The sequence below is a fragment of the Anabaena sp. FACHB-1237 genome (genome assembly GCF_014696225.1).
Classification (GTDB): Bacteria; Cyanobacteriota; Cyanobacteriia; order Cyanobacteriales; family Nostocaceae; genus FACHB-1237.
On record NZ_JACJPV010000007.1, the window covers coordinates 35,647 to 58,068 of the forward strand.

Sequence of the window (22,422 nt, forward strand, 5' to 3'; positions counted from 1 at the left end):
ATATACCCAATTTACTCAGCATGATTAGGTAAATTATTAGGATCAAATCCTTGCGATTGCAAATAAGCTATTAACCTTTCTTTCTCCTGACGTTCCTGTTCTGCCCGTTGACGTTCCTGTTCTGCCCGTTGACGTTCCTGTTCAATCAGTTCTAAAGCCCAAGGTAACAAATTACCTGTTTGATCCCACCATCGCAACCAATAGCCAGTACGACCTTCTTTTGTACCTTGCCAAGTTCCTAAAAATAGTCCCATTGACGCAATCCAATGACGACCATTTTCGTCTGGTTGCTTTAATTCATAACGTCCATTTTCCAGTTGATAGTATTCTAATAATCCTCCATCTGGATCAAAAATGATATAAATAGGAACTTGCAAAATCTGTTCATAAAAAAACCATTTTCCCGGCGGATAGGTACGTTTAAATGAATATTCCCCGCCGTCTTTATCTGACAAAAATTCCATAACCACAGCCGGTACATCCCCTTCTAAATAAGGTGTATAGCTTTTCCGTCCTGGTAATATTTCTTTAACTGAAGGTATATATAGCCAATCTGGTGCTTTGGCGATAAATTGATTATTTAATGTGGCACATAAAGCAAAATTAATAGCAATTAACATCTGTGGTTGAATAAAACCACTGATTTCTAAACTTTCACACAAAGCACCTGCTAAAAGTGGTTGTCCTGTATTGTCCACTGGTTCATCCTCTAGTTGAAAATCATCGGGTAACGCTTCCCATGAGATAACCAGTCCCATCTGTGATTTGCTGTCACTAAGTAGGGTTGCCATAAAAGTTACCTTTGCTTGATTTATTTTTATTCTATCATCTGAACTTGGGAGCATCCCCATTTTCAAAAAATAAACTTAGCCACTCTTTTCTTCCTGTTCTTCGTACTTAGGCATTCGATCCCGTTAAGGATACATGGTTTATTCATTACAGTCAGCTATTGTGCGATCGCCGATCCCGTAGGTTGCGTTAATGAAATGTAACCCACCTTTGCTTATGTAATTTATACAAGATTTCTATTATACATCCCACTATCCAATATCTATTAACTTTACATAAAACTTTACATAAAAAGGTAGTATAATATAAGCGATCGCCTGTAGCTTGAGTAATTCTTTACATAAAAAAGTAGCATAATATGAGCGATCGCTATCAAATTAGGTTCTTTCGGAGATTTTATGGTAATTGAAGATTGATTACCACAAAACCCTTAACGGGCAAGGCTTATACGCTATTATACCCAATATTTTTAATGAAATGCCGACAGAATAAGGCTTTCAATAACTTTAAACTGGTTTCTCCATAAAAAGTACCAAAGAACCGTTTTTTTATCTATCTGCTAATTATATCATTAGTATCAAGAATCATCTATTAATTCGCAACATCCAACACCCAAAAATATGGCTTACCTCCTACTGTATGACATATCCAGCAAGATTTTTAACTTTTTTACTGATTATTAGCCACTAATCACATTTCATCTGCTATAATAATTCTTGGGTTAACAAATTATATTTTTTAATCTTACCTAGAATAGATAGGTACTCATCTACACCTAAAATAACCTTTAATAGTTTAGATACAATAGTAACCATAGGTGCGAAGAGATATACTAGAGAATTTTCGCAGTTTTTCTGGCAGTGAATAAAGTTTTATCTATATATGCAATATAATATTGTTTTAATAATTTGAGTTGATAAATGATCACTTAAGGTACAAAGACTGTAAACTAGTTTTCACTAGCTGAGTGATACATCTTGTTCACGCCAAGTTAAGACATTCAATTACATTGTTTACTGAGTATATAAAATAATCTTTCTGGCAAAAAGATTATTTTGCAATGCCTAAATATAGCTAGAAATTTCCATAGACAGATTAACAATGAAGAAATTATTGATTTCTTTGTGTAAATTGTCATGGTTAACAAAATCTTGATTAAATTTTGATTAAAGGAGAGTTATTATGTCTGAATTTTTGCACCAAGTTACTCGTAGGAAGTTTATCATCACTGCTGGAGTTTCTGCCGGTGCTGTATTACTGAAAGGTTGTGTAGGCAACCCACCAGAACCAGGTAATACTGGTGGTACATCAACTCAAACTGCAACTCAACCAGCAGCTAATATTAGTCCTGAACAACAACCAGAAACCACAAAAGTTAAATTAGGATATATTCCTATTGTAGAATCTGCACCATTAATTATTGCCCAAGAAAAAGGCTTTTTTGCCAAGCATGGCATGACAGAAGTAGAAATTTCTAAACAAGCATCCTGGGGTTCTGCACGGGATAACTTAGAAATTGGTTCTGCTGGTGGTGGTATTGATGGTGGCCAATGGCAAATGCCCATGCCACATTTAATTACTGAAGGAAAAATTACCAAAGGTAATAAACCAATACCAATGTATGTACTGGCACAGTTGGTTACTCATGGTAATGCAATAGCGATCGCCAACAAACATCTAGGCAAAGGTATTGGCCTAAAACTAGAGGGGGCAAAATCCTTATTTGCCCAAATGAAATCTGCCACACCCTTTACCGCAGCCTTCACATTTCCCCATGTGAACCAAGATTTATGGATACGCTACTGGTTAGCAGCTAGTGGAATTGATCCGGATACAGATGTGAAATTATTAACCGTACCTGCGGCACAAACGGTAGCAAACATGAAAACCGGCACAATGGATGCCTTTAGCACCGGAGATCCTTGGCCATTCCGTTTGGTTAATGACAAAATTGGCTTCATGGCGGCCTTAACTGCGGAAATTTGGAAAAATCACCCTGAAGAATATTTTGCCTTGAGAGGGGATTGGGTTGATAAAAATCCCAAGGCCACTAAAGCCTTATTAAAAGGAATCATGGAGGCACAGCAATGGTTAGATAACTTTGACAACCGTAAGGAAGCAGCAGAAATTCTGGCAGCTAAAAAATATTTTGGCTTATCTTCCCCTGAAATTTTAGCTAATCCATATCAAGGTAAATATGATATGGGTGATGGTCGCAAAATAGATGATAAATCAATGGCTGCCTATTATTGGAAAGATGCTAAAGGTAGTGTATCTTATCCTTATCAAAGTCATGATTTATGGTTTATTACCGAAAATGTACGTTGGGGATTCTTGCCACAAGATTACATCACCAATGGTGCAGCTAAAGCCAAGGAACTCATCAAAAAAGTTAACCGCGAAGATATTTGGAAAGAAGCAGCTAAGGAATTAGGAATACCTGCGGCTGACATTCCTAGCAGTACCTCTCGCGGAGTGGAAGAATTTTTTGATGGTGTGAAATTCGACCCTGAGAAACCTGAAGAGTATCTCAAGAGTTTGAAAATCAAAAAAGTCAGCATCTAACCAAATTAATCATAAGTAGTTATTAGTCATTAAGTTAAGTCAATATTCAGTCATCAGCTAATAATTCAAGATAGGTAAGATCATCGAATTATTATTCAATAAAAAGATAGTCAATTGCCTAAAAAATATGAAGTTATATTAGCTGATTACTCAAAAAATATGTTATTAGTCATTAAGTTATTCACCGTTAATAAATTTGAGATAAATTTGAGGAAAAATCATGACCGTAGCCCAAAAACGCTCCCCTGCTTCTAAACTAGAGAATAACTTTTTATCAAATTTGCAAAAGCAATTTCCGGAACTATTTCCACCAGCGATCGCATTAGCTGTTTTTATAGCTATTTGGCAACTGTTTTCTTGGACACCAGGTGCAACATTACCAGGACCAATTCAAGTTATTCAAGATACTTGGATTTTGATTTTATACCCTTTCTATGATAAAGGTGGCACTGATAAAGGTTTATTTTGGCAAATTTTTGCTAGTTTACAACGGGTAGCTATTAGCTATACATTAGCCGCTATAGTTGGTATTGGTTTAGGCATTTTAATTGGTGTCAATAAAACCATGTCTAAAGCCTTAGATCCCATATTTCAGTTACTCAGAACTGTACCTCCTTTAGCTTGGGTTCCTATTTCCTTAGCTGCTTTAAGACAAAACGAACCAGCCGCATTATTCGTAATTTTCATTACTGCAATTTGGCCAATTTTAATTAACACTGCGGTAGGAGTAAAAGAAATTCCCAGCGATTACAACAACGTGGCTAAAGTTTTGCAACTTTCTAAAAAAGAATACTTTATTAATATCTTAATTCCTGCTGCTTTACCTTACATCTTTACTGGTTTGAGAATAGCTATTGGTTTAGCTTGGTTAGCGATTATTGCAGCAGAAATCGTTATGTCTGGTATTGTGGGTATCGGGTTTTTCATCTGGGATGCTTATCAAAATAACAACGTTAGTGAAGTAATTTTGGCACTAGTATATATCGGCGTTGTGGGTTTAATCTTAGATAAATTAATGGCAGCCTTACAAAACTGGATTTTACCAGAACAAAAGTAAAGGTTAACAGATCGAGGAGTCAGTAGATCAAGAAGTTACAAGAAAGAATTGAAAACTATTAAATTAATTTTTGATTCTTTCACCAATTACCAATCATTAAAAAAGCATTAAAACTATGTCAGTATTTGTTGCAGTTGATCAAATTGATAAAGTATTTGAATTAACCGGAGGCGGTCAATATATCGCTCTCAAAAACATTAATTTAGAAATCAGAAAGGGTGAATTTGTTTCTTTAATTGGTCACTCCGGTTGTGGAAAATCTACCCTTTTAAATATGATCGCTGGGTTAGATTTACCCACAGAAGGTTTAGTAACTTTAGAAGGTCAAAAAGTTAAAAAACCTGGACCAGATCGCATGGTAGTTTTTCAAAACTATTCACTATTACCTTGGCGAACTGTAAGAGAAAATATCGCCTTAGCAGTAGATTCAGTATTACATGGAATGCCTGTTTCTGAAAGGAAAACAATAGTTGAAAGACACATAGATATGGTGGGTTTACGTCCCCATGCTGATAAACAACCAACTATGTTATCTGGAGGACAAAAACAACGGGTAGCGATCGCTCGCGCTTTGGCAATTCGTCCTAAACTATTACTATTAGATGAACCTTTCGGTGCGTTAGATGCCTTAACTCGCGGTAATTTGCAAGAACAATTAATGCAAATTTGTGAAGAAAACCAAGTTACCGCAGTGATGGTGACACATGATGTAGATGAAGCCGTTTTGTTATCTGATAGAATCGTCATGTTAACTAACGGACCAGAATCGAAAATTGGCGACATTTTAGAAGTAGATATTCCTCGTCCTCGCAAACGCATGGAAGTAGTAGAACATCCCAGTTACTACACCTTACGTAGTGAAATGATCTACTTTTTAAATCAACAGAAAAGAATTAAAAAATTACGTGCGAGAAAAACACCAGCGATCGCCCGTCATGGTTTAGAAAAAGTAAATTTAGAAATTGGTTTTCTGCCCATTACAGCTTGTGCGCCCCTAGCAGTAGCTAAAGAAAAAGGTTTCTTTACCAAACATGGTTTAGATGAAGTTTCCCTAGTCAGAGAAAGCAACTGGCGCGGTATTGTAGATGGTATTTCTGGAGGTTATTTAGATGCTGCCCAAATGCCATCAGGAATGCCCATTTGGTTATCATTAGGAGGCAACAAAAACCAACCATTACCAGTGGTGACTTCCTTAACCATGACACGCAATGGTAACGCCATTACCCTAGCGAAAAGATTTTATGAACAAGGTGTACACAGTCTTTCTGACTTTAAAAACTACCTCCTCAAAACCCGTGATCAACTGCACAGAATGGGAGTAGTACATCCAGCATCCATGCACAATTTACTACTGCGTTATTGGTTAGCAGCAGGAGGAATTGATCCTGATGTTGACGTGGAAATGAAAAATATTCCTCCAGCGCAAATGGTAGTAGATTTAAAGGGTGGAACAATTGACGGTTATTGTGTAGGAGAACCTTGGAATTATCGCGCTGCAATTGAAGGTTCAGGCTTTACCATTGCCACAGACTTAGAAGTTTGGTTAGGACATCCTGGTAAAGTTCTAGCAGTCAGAGAAGACTGGGCTAACGCTTATCCCAATACCCATATTGCCTTAACCAAAGCATTATTAGAAGCCTGTAAATATTGCGCTGATCCTAACAATGCCCAAGAAGTGAGATTAATATTAGCAAGTCGGGAATATGTCAGCACCGACATTGAATTTATTCAACTCGAAGATCCTCACAGTGGTGCTTGCGATTTAGATCATCCCATGCGCGAATATGCCCATCATCAATTCTATGGTAGTTCTGCCATTAATCGTCCTAGCAGAAGTGAACAAACTTGGATTATGACACAATTAGCAAGATGGGGAGAAACACCTTTCCCTCGCAATTGGGTAGAAATTGTCGAAAGAGTTTGTCGAGTAGGTGTATTTAGTACCGCAGCTAGAGAATTAGGTTTAGATATTAGCTATACTCGTCAACCCATTGAATTATTTGATGGTAAACCTTTTAACGCTGATGATCCTTTTGCCTATCTCACAAGTTTAGAAATCAAACGTGATTTTTCTGTGGCAGAAGTTGTTTTAGATGCACCACGTAAAATTGCAGCGTAAAGCAGAGAGTCAGGAGTCAAGAGTCAGGAGTCAGAATAAAGAATTTTCACTCCGCACTCCACACTCCACACTCCACACCAGCAATTGTCAATTATCATCAAAACTATGCAAAACCCTACTCTGACTTTTACCAACACTCCTACTGAAAAGCAAATGAAATCACCTACCCAAATTCGTACTCGTCAGCCCTTTTTACAAATTCAAGATGTTACTAAAACATACCCCACTAAAAAAGGACCTTTTACCGTTCTTGATGGAGTGAATTTAGAAGTAGAACAGGGTGAATTTATCTGTGTAATTGGCCACTCTGGTTGTGGCAAATCAACTTTATTAAACATGGTTTCTGGTTTTAATACTCCTAGCACTGGCCAGGTATTATTAGAAGGACAACCTATTGTTAAACCAGGCCCAGATCGCATGGTGGTGTTTCAAAACTATGCTTTATTACCTTGGAGAACAGCTTTTGAAAATATTTATTTAGCTGTAAACGCTGTTTATCCTACTAAACCAGAAGCAGAAAAACGGGCTATTGTGAGAGATCATTTAGCAATGGTGGGTTTAGCAGATGCTATGGAAAAGAAACCCATGCAAATGTCTGGAGGGATGAGACAACGGGTTTCTATTGCGCGGGCTTTAGCTATTCGTCCCAAAGTGTTGATTTTAGATGAACCTTTTGGGGCGTTAGATGCTATTACTAAGGAAGAATTGCAAGAGGAATTGTTAAAGATTTGGAGTGATAATCGTTGTACAGTTTTGATGATTACTCATGATATTGATGAGGCCTTATTCTTGGCTGATAAGTTAGTAATGATGACTAATGGACCTCATGCCAAAATTGGGGAAGTGATGGAAATTCCTTTTTCTCGGCCTAGAGATAGAGCGAGAATTATGGAAGATCCTCAATATTATCAGTTGCGGAATTATGCGTTAGACTTCTTGTTTAACCGTTTCGCTCATGATGATGTAGGTTAGTCAGTATTGCAGATGATCCCTTATTTCTCTAATAATTAAGGGATCTCAATAATATAGTTTTATTGCAATTTTATATTACAAACATTTTTTAAGTTTCTCTCTCTGTCGCTTAACCCAATCTAAAAAATACTAACTGATTATATTCTTTTATCTCCAAATTTTTTTAGCAACTCAGAAACTTGTTGAGAATTTGAACTAGTCCAAATAGTATCTAAACCTTCTGTAGCGTGTGAATAAAAACCATCTTCTAACCAGTCTTGTTCCCATTGTTCTATTAACATCCTTTACTAGTCAATTTATAGTAAGCTAATGTGCAGCACTCACTGTATAATTAAAAAACCTGAATTTACAGTAGCACAAGCATCTTGCTTGTATTAATTATTCAAGTTAAAGGCACAACAGCTTACCAACAGTATCTTAATCCTCTACTCATATATTTCCTGTTAAAGATCGCAACATATAATATAATTATCCATCATAAAACTATTGTCAATATCTTTAAGTACACTGTCAATTATTTTAAAAATAAATAGAGCAAAAGTAGTGTCCGTTGGGTTAAGCAAAAGCGCAACCCAAAAACAGCTTTAATGAACTAATGATAAAAATGATTGATAAGTGCTTGTTTTTACGAGCATCTTTTTTTGCGGATTATTATAGATTATTTTATAGATTATTTTATAGATTATTGATTGGACTCTTCCTTGCTATAATCTGAAATTCAGATTAAGTTCACAAATTACCACTTGAGTAATGATTATTCCATATCAAACTTGATATTGTGTAGCCTATATGTCACAATGAAAGTAATATTTTAAGAGCAAATATCAAATGCAAGCAACACAACTTTCTTTTTTACCCCAAGAGGATGATCATCATCCTAGAAAACAGCAAAAGAAGCCAAAATTAGGGCGTTATGAGCGTATTAAGCGCGAACTAGATCAAGAAAATTCTGATCCATATAAGATATTTACTGATGTTAGTTGCCCAATAAGTCCATTATCTGAATATACTTTTGTAGATCTGTTTTGTGGTGCTGGAGGAATGACACAAGGTTTAGTACAAGCAGGATTTACACCATTAGCTAGTTTAGAAATTAGTCCTATTGCTTCTGCTACTCACAAAAAAAATTTTCCAAAATGTCATCATTTTTGTGGAGATATTGAACAATTTTCTGCTCAAGATTGGCTGGAAAAAATCGGTTCACCTCAAGTTAATGTTGTTGTTGGTGGTCCACCATGTCAAGGATTTTCAGTAGCAGGAAAACGTGATCCAAAAGATCCTAGAAATAGATTATTTTATGAATTTGTGCGTGTGGTTTCCGAAATACGTCCTTGGTATGTAGTAATGGAAAATGTACCGGGTATTTTAACAATACAAAAAGGAGATGTAAAGACAGCAATTATTGAGGCTTTTGAGTCTATTGGTTATCCTCATATTTCCGTAGCAATTTTAGAATCTGCTGATTATGGAGTACCACAAATTCGCCCCAGAGCTATTTTTATTGCTAATAGATTTGGAATGCCTAATCCTTATCCTCAAGCACAATTAAACCAAGAAGAATACAAACCTATTGAGTCGGCAATTTCTGATTTACCAGAATATACTCCCATACCAGAAATTAATCACGAGTGGACTAAACATTCACAGGAGTATATGGAACGTTTAGCAAAAGTTCCTCCAGGTGGTTCTTTATATGAAAAATATGCTGATGCTTTTAAAAGACAATATCCTGGTAAACCGAGTATGACGGTGAAAGAAAATCATGGTGGTACACATATTCACCCTTATTTAAACCGTGTAATTTCTGCTAGGGAAATGGCGAGATTACAAACATTTCCCGATTCATTTATTTTTGAAGGGACTATGAAAAAAGCTATGTGGCAAATTGGAAATGCTGTTCCACCACGTTTAGCAGAATGTATTGTTTATGCTCTAATTCCTTACTTAAATGATATTTTCTTAAACCACAAACCTACAGTTAATTTTGCTGATTTTCAACAAACTCACCTATCTTTTGATTAAGTGCATTACGCCAAGTTTCAAAATCATACCACCCACAACCAATACAACCTTTTTCAGCTTCATCGCCTCGTTGATGTTGAGAAGGCCAATCTTCACTTCCTTGATACCAGAATTTAATTCCAAAAGGTGTACCTCGTTTACCAATTTTAATACATCGTTCACAACTTCTTGATTTTAAAAGATTATGATTCCCAGAAGCATCTTTTTTGAGTAATTGAAACTTTTTTCTAATTTCGCTTTCACTCATAGGTGTTAAATATGGACTTTCACTTTTTCCCCAACGTTCCATAGGAAAACGATGATCAATTACTAACTCATGTTTTTCTCTTTGTCTTTGTTCTATGACATCTGTATATGAATAAACTTCGAGAATTTTTTTTATTAACTGACGAGGAATATTAGTAGGAGCATTTGCTTCTTGTCTTTCTCCTGTCCATCTATCCCAGTCTGTTTTCTTTTGACACACTTCGCAATATTCTTTTTTCGTTGCAATTACAAGTCCAAGACGCTGTTTAGTTCCACGTTGTAATCCCTGTATTCCACCACCACCTGCATACTGTTCTGATGCAATTTTTTTTCCTTCATGTGTACGACAATGCCATTTTTGATCTGATAGTAGTTCAAAAACTTTTGATTGAAATCTAGCATTTTTAAGTTCATTTCTAATTTTTTTGATCAAATCTTCTTCAGTCATTTTATTTTATCAGTTTCAATTTCCAGATTTTGCAGCATAACAGAAACACTAATACCTAAGCCATCTGCAAGACTTACCAGCGCAGTTAGAGAAGGGTTTCTCACTCCACGTTCTATACCAGAGATGTAAGTACGGTCTAAGTTAGCACGTAGTCCTAACTCTTCTTGGGAAATTCCTAACTCTGTTCTGTGTTGTCTGACCAGATAACCTAAAGCATTCAGAATTTTTTGTTTTGATTTGTCCATTTGCTTATTTTGAATGCTTGTGGACTATCAGTCTATAGACAATGTGTCACATTAATGGTTTTTATCCATAAAATTGACAAACACCACCAAATTCAATTTTTAATTGCCAATTTGAGCTAGTCCTAAGTTGACAATTTTATAGACAAAGCTATACATTTGTTGACAAAAGTCAATATATTTTAGTTGAAAAAATCAAATACTTGATATATAATCCTAACATATCAAGTATTGAATTAACACTGTCAAGTGAAGCGAAAACCAAGCAATAACGGTGATAGTCTTTTCAAGAATCTTGGTAAAAGAAAGACGCGTTGGGCACTCATAGTGTAAGTCTACAGAGGGATAACCGCTCCCATGCTCCCATTGAAGTAGAAAGTAAAGTCTAGTTTTGTCTAGGTTTTATATAGCAGATTACAGAACTTAGGCAACTGGCACATTGGTAGGGTGTGGTTCGACAAGCTTACCAACCACGTCACACAGTATAAATCATGTAAATAACCAAATTGTTGATATCTGACGCACCCCATAACAGATTTTTTAGTGTGACAGTTGCGTAAGTCCTATATAACAGCAGTTTCCGTTATTATGAGGTACAGATGTTAATGATAAAACCCTTGTAACACAGGCATACTTCGACAATCTCAGTACAAGTCTTGCTGTGTTTATAGTGTACCTCATGTAGATGGAATCTGCTGTATTATAAGCATTGCATAGTTTTATTACTCAACCTCCTTGCTTTTGCTTATGCTATTGTAGTAGAATAAAACTTAAATATTACACTTCCCTTTATCCAAATATGAGCATCTACCCAGATTTTCAAGCACAAGGCTATGATGTTATTGGAGAATTAGGACGCAACCGCGAAGGTGGTAGAATTACTTGGTTAGCAACAAATCTTAACACAAATCAACCAGAAGTAATCAAACAGTTTTGTTTTGCTCAAGCGGGTTCAAATTGGTCCGGTTCAGAAGCCCACGCACGAGAAATACAGGTACTTAAGGGATTAAATCATCCTGGTATTCCCAGTTACTTGCATTCCTTTGAAACCTCCGATGGTTTTTGTCTGGTTCAAGAGTATATTCATGCTTCTACTTTAGCAGAACCTCGCAGCTTTTCACCAGCAGAAATTAAACAAATTGCTATTAAGATTTTAGAAATTCTGGTATATTTACAAAATCGGATTCCGTCGGTAATTCATCGAGATATTAAACCAGAAAACATTTTAGTAGATGAACAAATCAATGTCTATTTAATTGACTTTGGTTTTGCTCGTATTGGTAGTCATGATGTGGCTGGAAGTAGTGTATTTAAAGGAACTCCTGGTTTTATTCCGCCAGAGCAAATGTTTAAACCGACAAATGCTACAGATTTGTATGCTTTGGGTGTAACTTTAATCTGTTTATTAACAGGAATTAAGTCAACAAAAATAGATCAATTACAAGATGCAGATGATCCTTATTTAATTAATTTTCGTCATCTTTTACCCCGGTTGAGTTTGCGGTTTATCGGTTGGTTGGAAAAAATGGTACAACCGAAACAAAAAGACCGATTTACTAATGCAGAAGCAGCTTTAGAATCACTCAAACCCCTTGATGTTATTCGTCTACCAGCAGTTGATTTTAGTGAGACGGTTTTAGAGTTTAAAGCCAATAGGCTGGGGGAAAAATTAAGAAGGGATATTACTATTAAAAATCCTATACCAGATACTTTATTAGAAGGTAAATGGGAAGTTGCACCCCATCCTCAAGACCCTCCCCATACACCAGATCATCATGCTTGGATTTCGCTTAGACCTGCTCAGTTTAGCAGGAATCATATTCGTTGTCAGGTTGAGGTGGATACGAGTAAATTAATGGCGGATAAGCGGTATAAACGTCAATTAATTCTTCATAGTAATGCTTATCCAGCCAGTCATACTTTAACTGTGAAGGTGCAAACGGCAGCTTTACCAATTGAGAAGACAAAATTGCCTTATTCGCTTTTAATTGGGAACTTTTTACTGGCTGTGGCTGTGCCTGTGGCTGCGCAGCGTGGGTCTGTGGAGGCTTTTTGGGTGCTTGCGTCTATTTTGATTTTTGGGTCTATGGCTGCGTTTGAGACCACTAAACTGACACTACCCGTATCAGGATTGGGAATTAGTGTAGGAACGGGAATAATAATAGGCTTTAACACATTTATTTTGTTAGCACTCACTGGAACAGGTTTAACCACACTTTTCATGCTGCTTTATCCACCCCTAAAAAGACGTAAATTAATTGCTAAATATCGTCAGTCTGAGAAATCTTTAATTAAGCCGTGAAAATATCAGTCATGTAGGTTGGGTTAAGCAACAGCGCAACCCAACAAAAGATATAATGAAGATGTCTGAATCAGGATATCCAGGATTTAAGGATTTTCAGGATGAGTGATTTTTGCTGAATAGGATAGCTATTATTGGTATCAACTTAACGTAACACCTTTAATCCACCTGGGAATGAATTACCACATAGCAAAAGTTATCTAAAGATAACTGAAATAATCCGAAAAATTTTTAGTAAACTTTAGTTTACTTTTGAAACTTTGCGTCTAACGCAAGTGCTTCGCTTCGCTGATGCGCGAAATAAATATCATACCCTAATTCAGCAACGCCCAAAAATAGCCCAAAAATAGCCCAAAAATAGCCCAAAAATAAATTAATAAAATACTTGCCAAGTAGATTTAAATACTGTTATCATATTGACTGATATCATGCCCGCCCCATCACTTAGGATATAGTTCATCATTGTATTGCCTTTTCCCAATTACCAATTACCCATTACCAGCCTCAACAAATATGATAAGTGTTCAACGGGACATGATATGATATATCACTTGTTACATCAAGTAAGGTGTATTTTTTATCATGGTCAAAAAACAACCAGGAAAACCCAAAGAAGCTAAAACTTATGGTCATAATCAGGAGCATCCATTAAGGCCAGATATTGGTACTGAAGCACAATTTAAGAAGAAAAAACCGCCAGTAACTTATCGCTATGATTCCTCTTTAGCACCGTCGTTAGAGTGGGATGATCACCCTGCTAGGGAACAAGCTGAATCGGAAATTAATGCTATTAGTAATTATTTAACGGAACTTTCTATACAGTTACAAAAAATAAATGATATTGAATCTAATTTAGATACTGAAAGTAAAAAAGCATTACAAGAATTAAAACAGCAATTAATTAAACAAGTTAATAAAGCCCAAGAATCATTAGATAAACTTCAATCTATGAGTCAACCTTTCCTGAATTGGACTGGTAAAGCTGAAAGGTTATCTTTTGATGTTCCTACCTTACCCTTATTTGTTCATGAAAGATTATCAACAAGGGCAATTATTGAAACTCTTAAAAGTCATAAATCTCAACTACCAGCAGAACAATTAAATTTATTTAGTGACCCCCAATGGTCAATTACTGACCAAATTCTGAGAGCTTATGAACACCAAGGGGACTGGGTAAACCGCATGATTTTGGGTGATTCCCTAGTAACAATGAACTCCTTACTACAGTATGAGGGTTTGGGTGGTAAAGTGCAGATGATTTACATGGATCCGCCCTATGGTGTGAAGTTTGGTAGTAATTTTCAGCCTTTTGTTAGGAAGCGGGATGTTAAACATAATGATGATGAAGATTTTACCCGTGAACCAGAAATGGTTCAGGCTTATAGGGATACTTGGGAATTAGGGTTACATTCTTATTTAACTTATTTAAGAGATAGGTTGTTGTTGGCTAGGGAGTTACTGACTGATAGCGGTAGTGTTTTTGTGCAAATTAGTGATGAGAATGTTCATCATGTTAGGGAATTAATAGAGGAAATTTTTGGACAAGAAAATTTTATTTCCCAAATTCCTTTTGTTACTTCATCTGGATTAGGTTCTAATTTATTGAAATCTGTACATGATTATATAATTTGGTTTGCTAAAGATAAAGAAAAAATAAAATATAATCAAGTTTATGAACTCAATCAAGATTTATTAAATTATTCTCAAGTAGATATTGAAGATGGAGTAACTAGAGGATTAAGTAATGAAGAAAAATTTAATGTGTCATTACTACCTAATAATGCAAAAGCATTTAGAACAGCAGATTTGAATTCATCAGGTGCTACTCAAACCTGTATTTTTACTTATGAATTTAATGGTAAAAAATATAATCCCGCTTCCAATAGAAGTTGGAAAACTAATTTAGAGGGAATGAAAAATTTAGAAAAAGCTAATCGTTTAGTAGCTGTTGGAAACACTTTAACTTATAAAAGGTATCATACTGATTTTCCAGTTAGAGAAATTTCTAACTTTTGGAAAGATACAATGCAAAGCACATTTGCAGCTAAAAACATTTATGTTGTTCAAACTTATACAAAAGTCATAGAACGCTGCCTCCTGATGACCACCTACCCCGGCGACCTTGTACTAGATATCACCTGTGGTAGTGGTACAACAGCCTATGTAGCCGAACAATGGGGACGGCGTTGGATAACTTGCGATGTAAGTCGAGTACCCCTAGCTTTAGCCCGGCAAAGACTATTAACAGCAACATTTCCCTGGTATGAACTCAAAGATGGTAACTCACCCGCCGGGGGGTTTGTTTACAAGCGCAAACAGAATAATAAAGGTGAAGAAATAGGGGGAATAGTCCCACACATCACCCTCAAGAGTATTGCTAATAATGAACCACCGGATGAAGAAATTTTAGTTGACCGTCCTGAAATAGATAACAACATTGTCAGAGTATGCAGTCCCTTTACTGTTGAGGGAACAATACCGCCACCAGTGGAAATGGAAGACCAGGAAGCACCGGAAACAGAAACGGTTGATATTGATAGCACAGCTTCATTCACTGACAGGATGCTGGAGGTATTACGGAAGTCTCCCAAACTGCATTTACCTAATAACAATACTGTCACCTTCACCAGTGTTAGACAACCTATCAAGAGTCAACACCTATCTGCTGAAGCAATGGTAGATGATAAACCAGTGGCTTTTGTGTTTGGACCCGAAAACGGTGCTATTGCAGAGGGAATACTTTTTCATGCAGCACAGGAGGCTAAAGCCAAACAATACCATCATTTGTATGTTATCGGTTTTGCGATCGCTGCTAAAGCCCGTCAATTTGTGGAACACTGCCATGAAACGATGGATATTCCCGCCACCTATATTCAAGCTACACCTGATTTATTAATGGGTGATTTACTCAAGAATATGAGAAGTTCCCAGATATTTAGCGTCTGTGGTTTACCAGAAATTAAAATTAGCAAAAATAAGGAGGATAAATACCAAGTTGAATTATTAGGTTTAGATATCTTTGACCCCGTAACAATGGACGTTGACCACCAACAAGGTAAGAATGTACCAGCGTGGTTTTTAGATACCGATTACAACAGTTTATGTTTTTATGTTAGACAAGCATTCTTCCCTCGTACAAGTGCTTGGGATAGCATCAAAAAAGCCTTAAAAGGTAGTTATGAAGATTCTGTTTGGGAACACCTAGCAGGAACTACTAGCGCACCTTTTGAAGCCGGAGAACATAAACAAATTGCGGTTAAAGTGATTGATGATAGAGGGAATGAATTGTTGGTTGTTAAAGAAATAAAATAATAGGAATAATCATGAAAATTTTTCTATACATCAGTGGTACTTTATCAAGTCTACTTTTATTCATGAGTGGTTGGGAAATGGTATCAATTAAAACTGAATCTTCCTCAGAAATACTTGGTCGTCAAACTATTCATGAAGTTTTTTATAACCGCATAGGAAGTGCTGCAATTGGATTAGGTTTGTTTACTGGCCCAGCTTTATTTGGACTAGCTACTTTAATTGGAGAAAAAAATAACAAAAAAAGTTAACAAATATTCATGATAAACCCATTATAGTGCGGGCATCTTGCCCGCAAGAATTATACAAATTAAATGCACAACAGCTTATTCTTATCTCCTCCTAATTCTTCCTCCTGACTCCTGACTCCTAGCCCTCACGAAAAGACTTTTTCAGCAAACCCTAATTATTACTCCTTGTAACTCTCTTGAATCAGAATCGCTATATTATTAATTATGAAGATAATAAAAAGGAATCAAAACCATGCAAACCATAGACATTAAAGCAGCCATACACCAAATTAATCAACTCCTAGAGATAGCAGCTACAGGAGAGGAAATAATTATTACCAAAGATAATCAACCAATGGTAAAATTAGTTTCCGTAGAAACTCCTAAAAAACGTCCACCTTTATTTGGTAGTGACAAAAATATTATTACCATTAGTGATGACTTTGATGAACCTACCATTTCACCATAATGACCCATTTGATAGGTTATTAATCGCCCAAGCGATAACAGAGAATATACCGATTTTAAATAGAGATATTGCTTTTGATAATTATAACATTAACCGAATTTGGGATTAACTAAAATGACCTATGAAGTCAACGAACCCATTCTAAACTCTCCCTTTGATGAACCCTCGCGTTATTGGTTTATCAGAGAAGGTTATGAACCCGAATTAAAACAAGGCCGCCGTCCTGCTATTGTTTATCCTCCCCGTGAAGGTGATATTAATTGGAATTTAGGAAAAGTTCTTAAACCTTCTCCTCCAGATGAATTTGCCCCTGGTTATGAAATGGTGTTAGTCAATCACATCAGGGAACGAGTCAAAGATTGGAGACAGCAACGTTATCCAGGAGTTACCCGCACCACCTTAGAACTGTTGGAATATTGGAATAGAGACGGTAGAGAAAGACGGTTATTTTTTGCCCAACGGGAAGCTGTAGAAACTGTAATCTTCTTGAAAGAAGCACGGGCTGATTTTCTTCAAGGTATTCATATACCCTCTGATGAACCCATAGACACCACACTAAAGGCTTTTATCCGCTATGCCTGTAAAATGGCCACAGGTTCAGGGAAAACCACCGTTATGGGAATGTTAGCAGCGTGGTCAATTCTTAATAAAGTTAATAGTCGTTCTGATTCCCGGTTTTCTGATGTAGTTTTGATAGTTTGCCCCAACGTCACCATTAAAGGCAGATTGCAAGAATTAAACCCCAACAATGGGGAAGCGAGTTTATATCGTACCCGTGACCTTGTACCATCCAATTTAATGGATAAACTCAGACAAGGTAAAGTTTTAGTTACTAACTGGCATATCTTTGAAAAAAGAACGCCTAGTACATCTGGAGATGACCCCGCCAAAGTTGTTAAAGTTGGTGTTCCTACCATAACCACAGAAACTATTAAAATTGCTGCTAAAAACGAAACTGCTAGAGGTACAAGATATTTAACCCTAGAAAGTTTACAACAACAAATTGCCATGGGGCAATTAGAAATTAGAGATGAGAAAAAAGATAAACAAGGTAATTTAATTTCAGTTCAGGTTAAGGCAACTCGATATTTAGAAAGTGATGCTGCTTGGATTAAACGAATTTTAGCCGATGCTATTGGTAATAAAGGTAATATTTTAGTATTTAACGATGAAGCCCATCATGCCTATAGAATTGCACCCAATGAAAAAGAAGATGACACAGATGATGATGAAATAGAAGAATACCAAGAAAAAGAAGCAACTATTTGGGTAGAAGGATTAGACCGTATTCATAAATATCGTGGCATTAACTTCTGTGTGGATTTATCAGCAACTCCTTATTATTTAAAATCAGCTAGACAAGATGGAAATAAACCTTTTGAATGGGTAATCAGTGATTTTAGTTTAATGGATGCTATTGAATCAGGTTTAGTAAAAATTCCCCAATTACCCATTAGAGACACCACAGGAGCAGAAATTTCGGACTTAGCATATTTTAATATTTGGAAGTGGATCATGCAGAAAATGACCCCAACAGAACGGGGTAAAAAAGGTGCAAGTCCTAAAGCAGAAGCAGTATTAAAATATACGGAATTTCCCATCACAATTTTAGGGAAAGAATGGGAAAAAATACGTCAACAATGGTTAGAAAGTGATGACCCTAGACCACCAGTATTTATCATTGTTTGTAAAAATACTAAAATAGCTAAATGTATTTATGATTGGATAGCAGAAAATCAAAAACCTGTCAATGTTCCACCTTGTAAAATTGAAACTTTAAGGAATACAGAAACAGAAATTAATACTATTCGTGTTGATTCTAAGGTAGTGGAAGAATTAGAATCTGGTAACACCAAATCTGATGAATCAAAATGGATGCGTTTTACTTTAGATACTATTGGTAAAACAGAATGGCTAAAGGATAACCAAGGTAAAAGTATCTACCCGGAAAACTTTGTAGAATTAGCTATTAAATTAAACCGTCCTTTACACCCACCAGGGCGCGATATTCGCTGTATTATTTCTGTGGGTATGCTAACGGAAGGCTGGGATTGTTTAGACTCAGAAACTGAAATTTTAACTCCTTCAGGATGGGTAGGAAGGGGACAAATAAAAGAAGGTGATTTAGTCTATTCACTCAACAAGGAAACAGAAAAATTAGAGCTAGTTCCAGTTTTAGAATATGGAGAAAGAAAAGTTAGACCTGATGAATGTATGGTTAAGATGGAAAGCCAACATTTGAACATCAGAGTAACAGAAGGGCATCAATTCCATATTAAATACCGCAACCCTAAAGATGGTGGTAATCTTAGCAAAAGTTTCCTGACCAAAACTGCTTATGAAATCTATGAAAGACGTAGTGCTTACTCCTTACCTTTAGCCGCAGAAACAGCATTTTCTTTTGTGGGAATCCCTTTAAATGATGATGAGATTCGTTTTATTGCTTGGTTTATGACAGATGGTGGTTTTTCTGGAGCTAAAGTTTTCATATCTCAGTCAAAACACTACCATAATGAAATTAGAGATTTATTAAATCGTTTAGAATTAGATTATACTGAACAGATAATCCAACCAGGAGAAAACAGTTTTGCTAATGCTAAACCTTATTATCGTTTTGTAATTCCTAAAGGTACACACAAAGGTTCACTAAACAGAAACGGTTGGATTAAATATCAAGACTATTTAGATAAGGATGTTTCTCCTTTACTACATCAAATGACTAGAGAACAATTTTTAATTTTCTGGGAAGAATTATTAAAAGGTGATGGAGAACAGCTTAAAAATAAATCAGGGTGGTTATGGTGTTGCGAAAAATCTCAAGTAGATGCTTATACTCAGATGGCTATTGTTAGGGGATTATCTGCAAGTTACCATGACAGAATAACCAACTCAGGAAAAGTTGTTTATCGAGTTAGTGTCAGAGATAGACAATGGATAACAACTGACCCCAATGATTATCGTTCTTCCAAAGCAGAATTAGAAAAACCATTACCTGAAGAAACTGTTTGGTGTATTCGTAACCAGAACTCAACAATTATTACCAGACGACATGGAAAAATTGTGATTTTAGGAAATTGCAACACAGTAACTCATATAATTGGTATTCGTCCTTTTATGTCACAGTTATTGTGTGAGCAAGTAGTTGGTAGAGCATTAAGAAGACGTAATTATGATTTAACAACAGATAATAAGTTTGAAGAAGAAACCGCTAAAATTTTTGGTGTTCCTTTTGAGGTGATACCCTTCAAAGAAAATCCATTAGGAGCAAAGCGCAAGCCAGAAAAACGTTATCATGTTTATGCAGTGCCAGGAAAATCACAATATAAAATTGAATTTCCCAGAGTTAAAGGTTATACCCAAGCAATTCAAAATAGGGTGACAGTTAATTGGGAGGCGATCGCTCCTTTAGAGATTGATCCTTTTAGAATAGCACCAGAAGTAGAAGTTAAATATACCATACCCAACAATCAAGGTAGACCGAGTTTAGCAGGTCCAGGGAAACTGGAAAGCATTGACCTTAACCCCTACCGCAAAGATAAACGGTTTCAAGAGTTAGCATTTGATTTAGCTAAGGATTTAACTGTAACTTATGTCAAATCAGAAAACTGTGAAGCACCACCCCATGTATTGTTTCCACAACTAAGGGCAATATGCGATCGCTACCTATCAGAAAAAGTAACAGCTTTTGCACCGGCGGACATATTAGATGTGTTTTTGTCACCTTATTATGGTTGGGTAATTGAGAGATTAGTAGAGGCAATACACCCTGATAAAAATGCTGGAGAAACCCCAGAAATACCAATTTATGACACTCATCGCGGCAAGGGTTCAACAGATGATGTGGACTTTTGGACGAGTAAAGATATTAGAGAAGTGGTGAAATCTCATGTTAATTGTATTGTTGCGGATACTTGGCAGTGGGAACAAGCAGCAGCTTATATTATTGACACCCATCCAGCAGTAGAAGCATTTGTTAAAAATGCCGGATTAGGTTTTACAATTCCCTACTTTGATAATGGAGAAAACCATGATTATATACCTGATTTTATTATTAGATTTAACACACCACAGCTTAATTATCTCATCCTAGAAACAAAGGGTTATGACTTATTAAGAGATGTTAAAAAACAAGCAGCTATGCGATGGTGTCATGCTGTTAATGCCGATGGTAAACATGGTTATTGGCAATATGCTATGACTGGATTAAAGGAGGTGAGACAGTTGATTGATGAAGCAGTAAAAATGTGTTTTTACAAGCTATAGCAATCATATTTGATTTGTAAACCGTGAGGGTTTCAGATCCCCGACTTCTTGAAGAAGTCGGGGATCTCTGTGTTCAGAAATCAAATAAGAGTCCTGAACACAGGCATCTTGCTGTGTTCATAGTGTACATCATGTAGATGGAATGTGCTGTAATTTAGACTTGTTAAAACACCTCTAAGCACATCCTCCTCAAATTTCTAAATCATAGATTTCACGACAAAATTGCGGAATATATTTAACATTTCTAAGCTAATTTCATGCCCCATTTCAAATTCATGATATTCTACTTTTACTCCTAACTTTTCTGTGACTTCTTTGGCTTTTAGGGCATCTTCTAAAGGTACTACTTGATCCTGTGTACCGTGCATAATTAAAGTTGGTGGAAAATCCCTTGTTTCTAAACTTTTTACACTGGGATGTAAGTAACCACTCATCACAACTAACCCAGCTAAAGGTAAGTTTAAACCTACATCTAACGTCATTGCCCCACCTTGGGAAAAACCACTGAGAATGGTTTTATTTAAGGGTATTCCAGTTTCATTTTCTAAGGATAATAACCAATCTATTAATAATTGTCGGCTTTCTGATAAACCTGCAAATATATTTTCCGCTCTTAAATCATACCAGGCTTTACCGCTTGGATTATAAGGGTAGGCATAGGGCGCATGGGGAAATATAAATTGATAATTTGGTAATTTGAAATAGGGAAATAATGAGGCAACATCGTTCGCATCTGCACCCCAACCATGTAAGGTGATAACTAAACCTTGGGGTTCGGTTTGGGCGGGAAATTTGATAAATTCTAATGTTTGATTCATGGTATTTTGTAAGGTGATAAGCTGTTGTGCCTTTAACTTGAATAATTAATACAAGCAAGATGCTTGTGCTACTGTAACTTCAGGTTTTTTAATTATACAGTGCTGCACATTAGCTTAGGTGAGAAATTGAAAACTCAGTCAAAAATTGAAAGGCGATTAGAAGTTGATAATTCCTATAAATTCCAACCTAGTGCATTGGCTATTTGTCCAGATAATTCTAAGGGATTAAATGGTTTAGCGATCGCACTTTTAACTCCTAATTCTGCATAGCGAACACGATCAGCTATTTGAATTTTAGCAGTTAACAAAATCACAGGAATTGATTGAGTTTGGGGATTAGATTGTAATTTATCAAACACAGCTAATCCATCCATATCAGGCATCATCACATCTAATAAAATAGCATCTGGTTGATGTTTTTCCGCCATGATGATCCCGTCTTTTCCAGAACTAACTGTGATCACTTCCCAACCTGCTACTGTTTCTATACAGATTTTAGCAATTTCTTGAATATATTCTTCATTGTCTACTACTAAAATTTTTTTACTCATCGTTGATTTTCGGTATTTGG

16 protein-coding genes are annotated in these 22,422 nt (G+C 36.2%); 10 read left to right on the forward strand and 6 right to left on the reverse strand.

Going from position 1 to position 22,422, the window contains the following annotated elements; genetic code table 11:
- Nucleotides 1–11: 11 nt before the first annotated feature.
- Nucleotides 12–791, reverse strand: coding sequence for a Uma2 family endonuclease (locus H6F32_RS05320; protein ID WP_190368299.1), 780 nt, complete (start codon nt 789–791; stop codon nt 12–14).
- A gap of 1,180 nt (nt 792–1,971) precedes the next feature.
- Between H6F32_RS05320 and H6F32_RS05325 the strand changes: the two genes are divergently transcribed.
- From H6F32_RS05325 to H6F32_RS05340, 4 genes are all read left to right on the forward strand, one after another.
- On the forward strand, nt 1,972–3,354 hold the full coding sequence (locus H6F32_RS05325) for a CmpA/NrtA family ABC transporter substrate-binding protein (protein ID WP_190368300.1): 1,383 nt from the start codon (nt 1,972–1,974) through the stop codon (nt 3,352–3,354).
- 220 nt (nt 3,355–3,574) lie between these two features.
- Nucleotides 3,575–4,411, forward strand: a complete 837-nt coding sequence (gene ntrB / locus H6F32_RS05330; RefSeq protein WP_190368301.1) for a nitrate ABC transporter permease — start codon at nt 3,575–3,577, stop codon at nt 4,409–4,411.
- Nucleotides 4,412–4,526: 115 nt separating this feature from the next.
- Entirely contained in the window at nt 4,527–6,530 is a 2,004-nt protein-coding gene (locus tag H6F32_RS05335; RefSeq protein ID WP_190368302.1) for a nitrate ABC transporter ATP-binding protein, read from the forward strand.
- Nucleotides 6,531–6,635: 105 nt separating this feature from the next.
- Entirely contained in the window at nt 6,636–7,502 is an 867-nt protein-coding gene (locus H6F32_RS05340; protein WP_190368303.1) for a nitrate ABC transporter ATP-binding protein, read from the forward strand.
- 137 nt (nt 7,503–7,639) lie between these two features.
- On the opposite strand, the gene H6F32_RS05345 is transcribed toward H6F32_RS05340, so the two are convergent.
- Nucleotides 7,640–7,783: a hypothetical protein gene (locus tag H6F32_RS05345; RefSeq protein WP_190368304.1), complete on the reverse strand. Its 144-nt coding sequence runs from the start codon at nt 7,781–7,783 to the stop codon at nt 7,640–7,642.
- 547 nt (nt 7,784–8,330) lie between these two features.
- Between H6F32_RS05345 and H6F32_RS05350 the strand changes: the two genes are divergently transcribed.
- Complete coding sequence (locus H6F32_RS05350; protein WP_190368305.1) at nt 8,331–9,524, forward strand: DNA cytosine methyltransferase; 1,194 nt, start codon at nt 8,331–8,333, stop codon at nt 9,522–9,524.
- Here H6F32_RS05350 and H6F32_RS05355 read toward each other — a convergent pair.
- Nucleotides 9,481–10,218: a restriction endonuclease gene (locus H6F32_RS05355; RefSeq protein ID WP_190368306.1), complete on the reverse strand. Its 738-nt coding sequence runs from the start codon at nt 10,216–10,218 to the stop codon at nt 9,481–9,483. The genes H6F32_RS05350 and H6F32_RS05355 overlap by 44 nt on opposite strands.
- Nucleotides 10,215–10,463, reverse strand: a complete 249-nt coding sequence (locus tag H6F32_RS05360) for a helix-turn-helix domain-containing protein (protein ID WP_190368307.1) — start codon at nt 10,461–10,463, stop codon at nt 10,215–10,217. Before H6F32_RS05360 ends, H6F32_RS05355 begins: the two co-directional genes overlap by 4 nt.
- Nucleotides 10,464–11,259: 796 nt before the next feature.
- Here H6F32_RS05360 and H6F32_RS05365 point away from each other — a divergent pair.
- The 5 genes from H6F32_RS05365 (at nt 11,260) to H6F32_RS20250 (ending at nt 21,033) form a co-directional block, all read left to right on the forward strand.
- Nucleotides 11,260–12,762, forward strand: coding sequence for a serine/threonine-protein kinase (locus H6F32_RS05365; RefSeq protein WP_190368308.1), 1,503 nt, complete (start codon nt 11,260–11,262; stop codon nt 12,760–12,762).
- Between the two features lie 582 nt (nt 12,763–13,344).
- Entirely contained in the window at nt 13,345–16,074 is a 2,730-nt protein-coding gene (locus H6F32_RS05370) for a site-specific DNA-methyltransferase (RefSeq protein ID WP_190368309.1), read from the forward strand.
- A gap of 11 nt (nt 16,075–16,085) precedes the next feature.
- A complete protein-coding gene (locus tag H6F32_RS05375) occupies nt 16,086–16,322 on the forward strand; it encodes a hypothetical protein (protein WP_190368310.1) in 237 nt (78 codons plus the stop codon).
- A gap of 232 nt (nt 16,323–16,554) precedes the next feature.
- The gene (locus H6F32_RS05380; RefSeq protein WP_190368311.1) at nt 16,555–16,770 is read left to right on the forward strand and encodes a type II toxin-antitoxin system Phd/YefM family antitoxin; all 216 of its coding nucleotides are present in this window, start codon (nt 16,555–16,557) and stop codon (nt 16,768–16,770) included.
- A 114-nt stretch (nt 16,771–16,884) separates the two neighbouring features.
- On the forward strand, nt 16,885–21,033 hold the full coding sequence (locus H6F32_RS20250) for a DEAD/DEAH box helicase family protein (RefSeq protein WP_199294487.1): 4,149 nt from the start codon (nt 16,885–16,887) through the stop codon (nt 21,031–21,033).
- 197 nt (nt 21,034–21,230) lie between these two features.
- Here H6F32_RS20250 and H6F32_RS05395 read toward each other — a convergent pair whose 3' ends face one another.
- Nucleotides 21,231–21,851, reverse strand: a complete 621-nt coding sequence (locus H6F32_RS05395) for an alpha/beta hydrolase (RefSeq protein WP_190368312.1) — start codon at nt 21,849–21,851, stop codon at nt 21,231–21,233.
- A gap of 173 nt (nt 21,852–22,024) precedes the next feature.
- Complete coding sequence (locus tag H6F32_RS05400) at nt 22,025–22,402, reverse strand: response regulator (RefSeq protein ID WP_190368313.1); 378 nt, start codon at nt 22,400–22,402, stop codon at nt 22,025–22,027.
- Nucleotides 22,403–22,422: the final 20 nt, after the last annotated feature.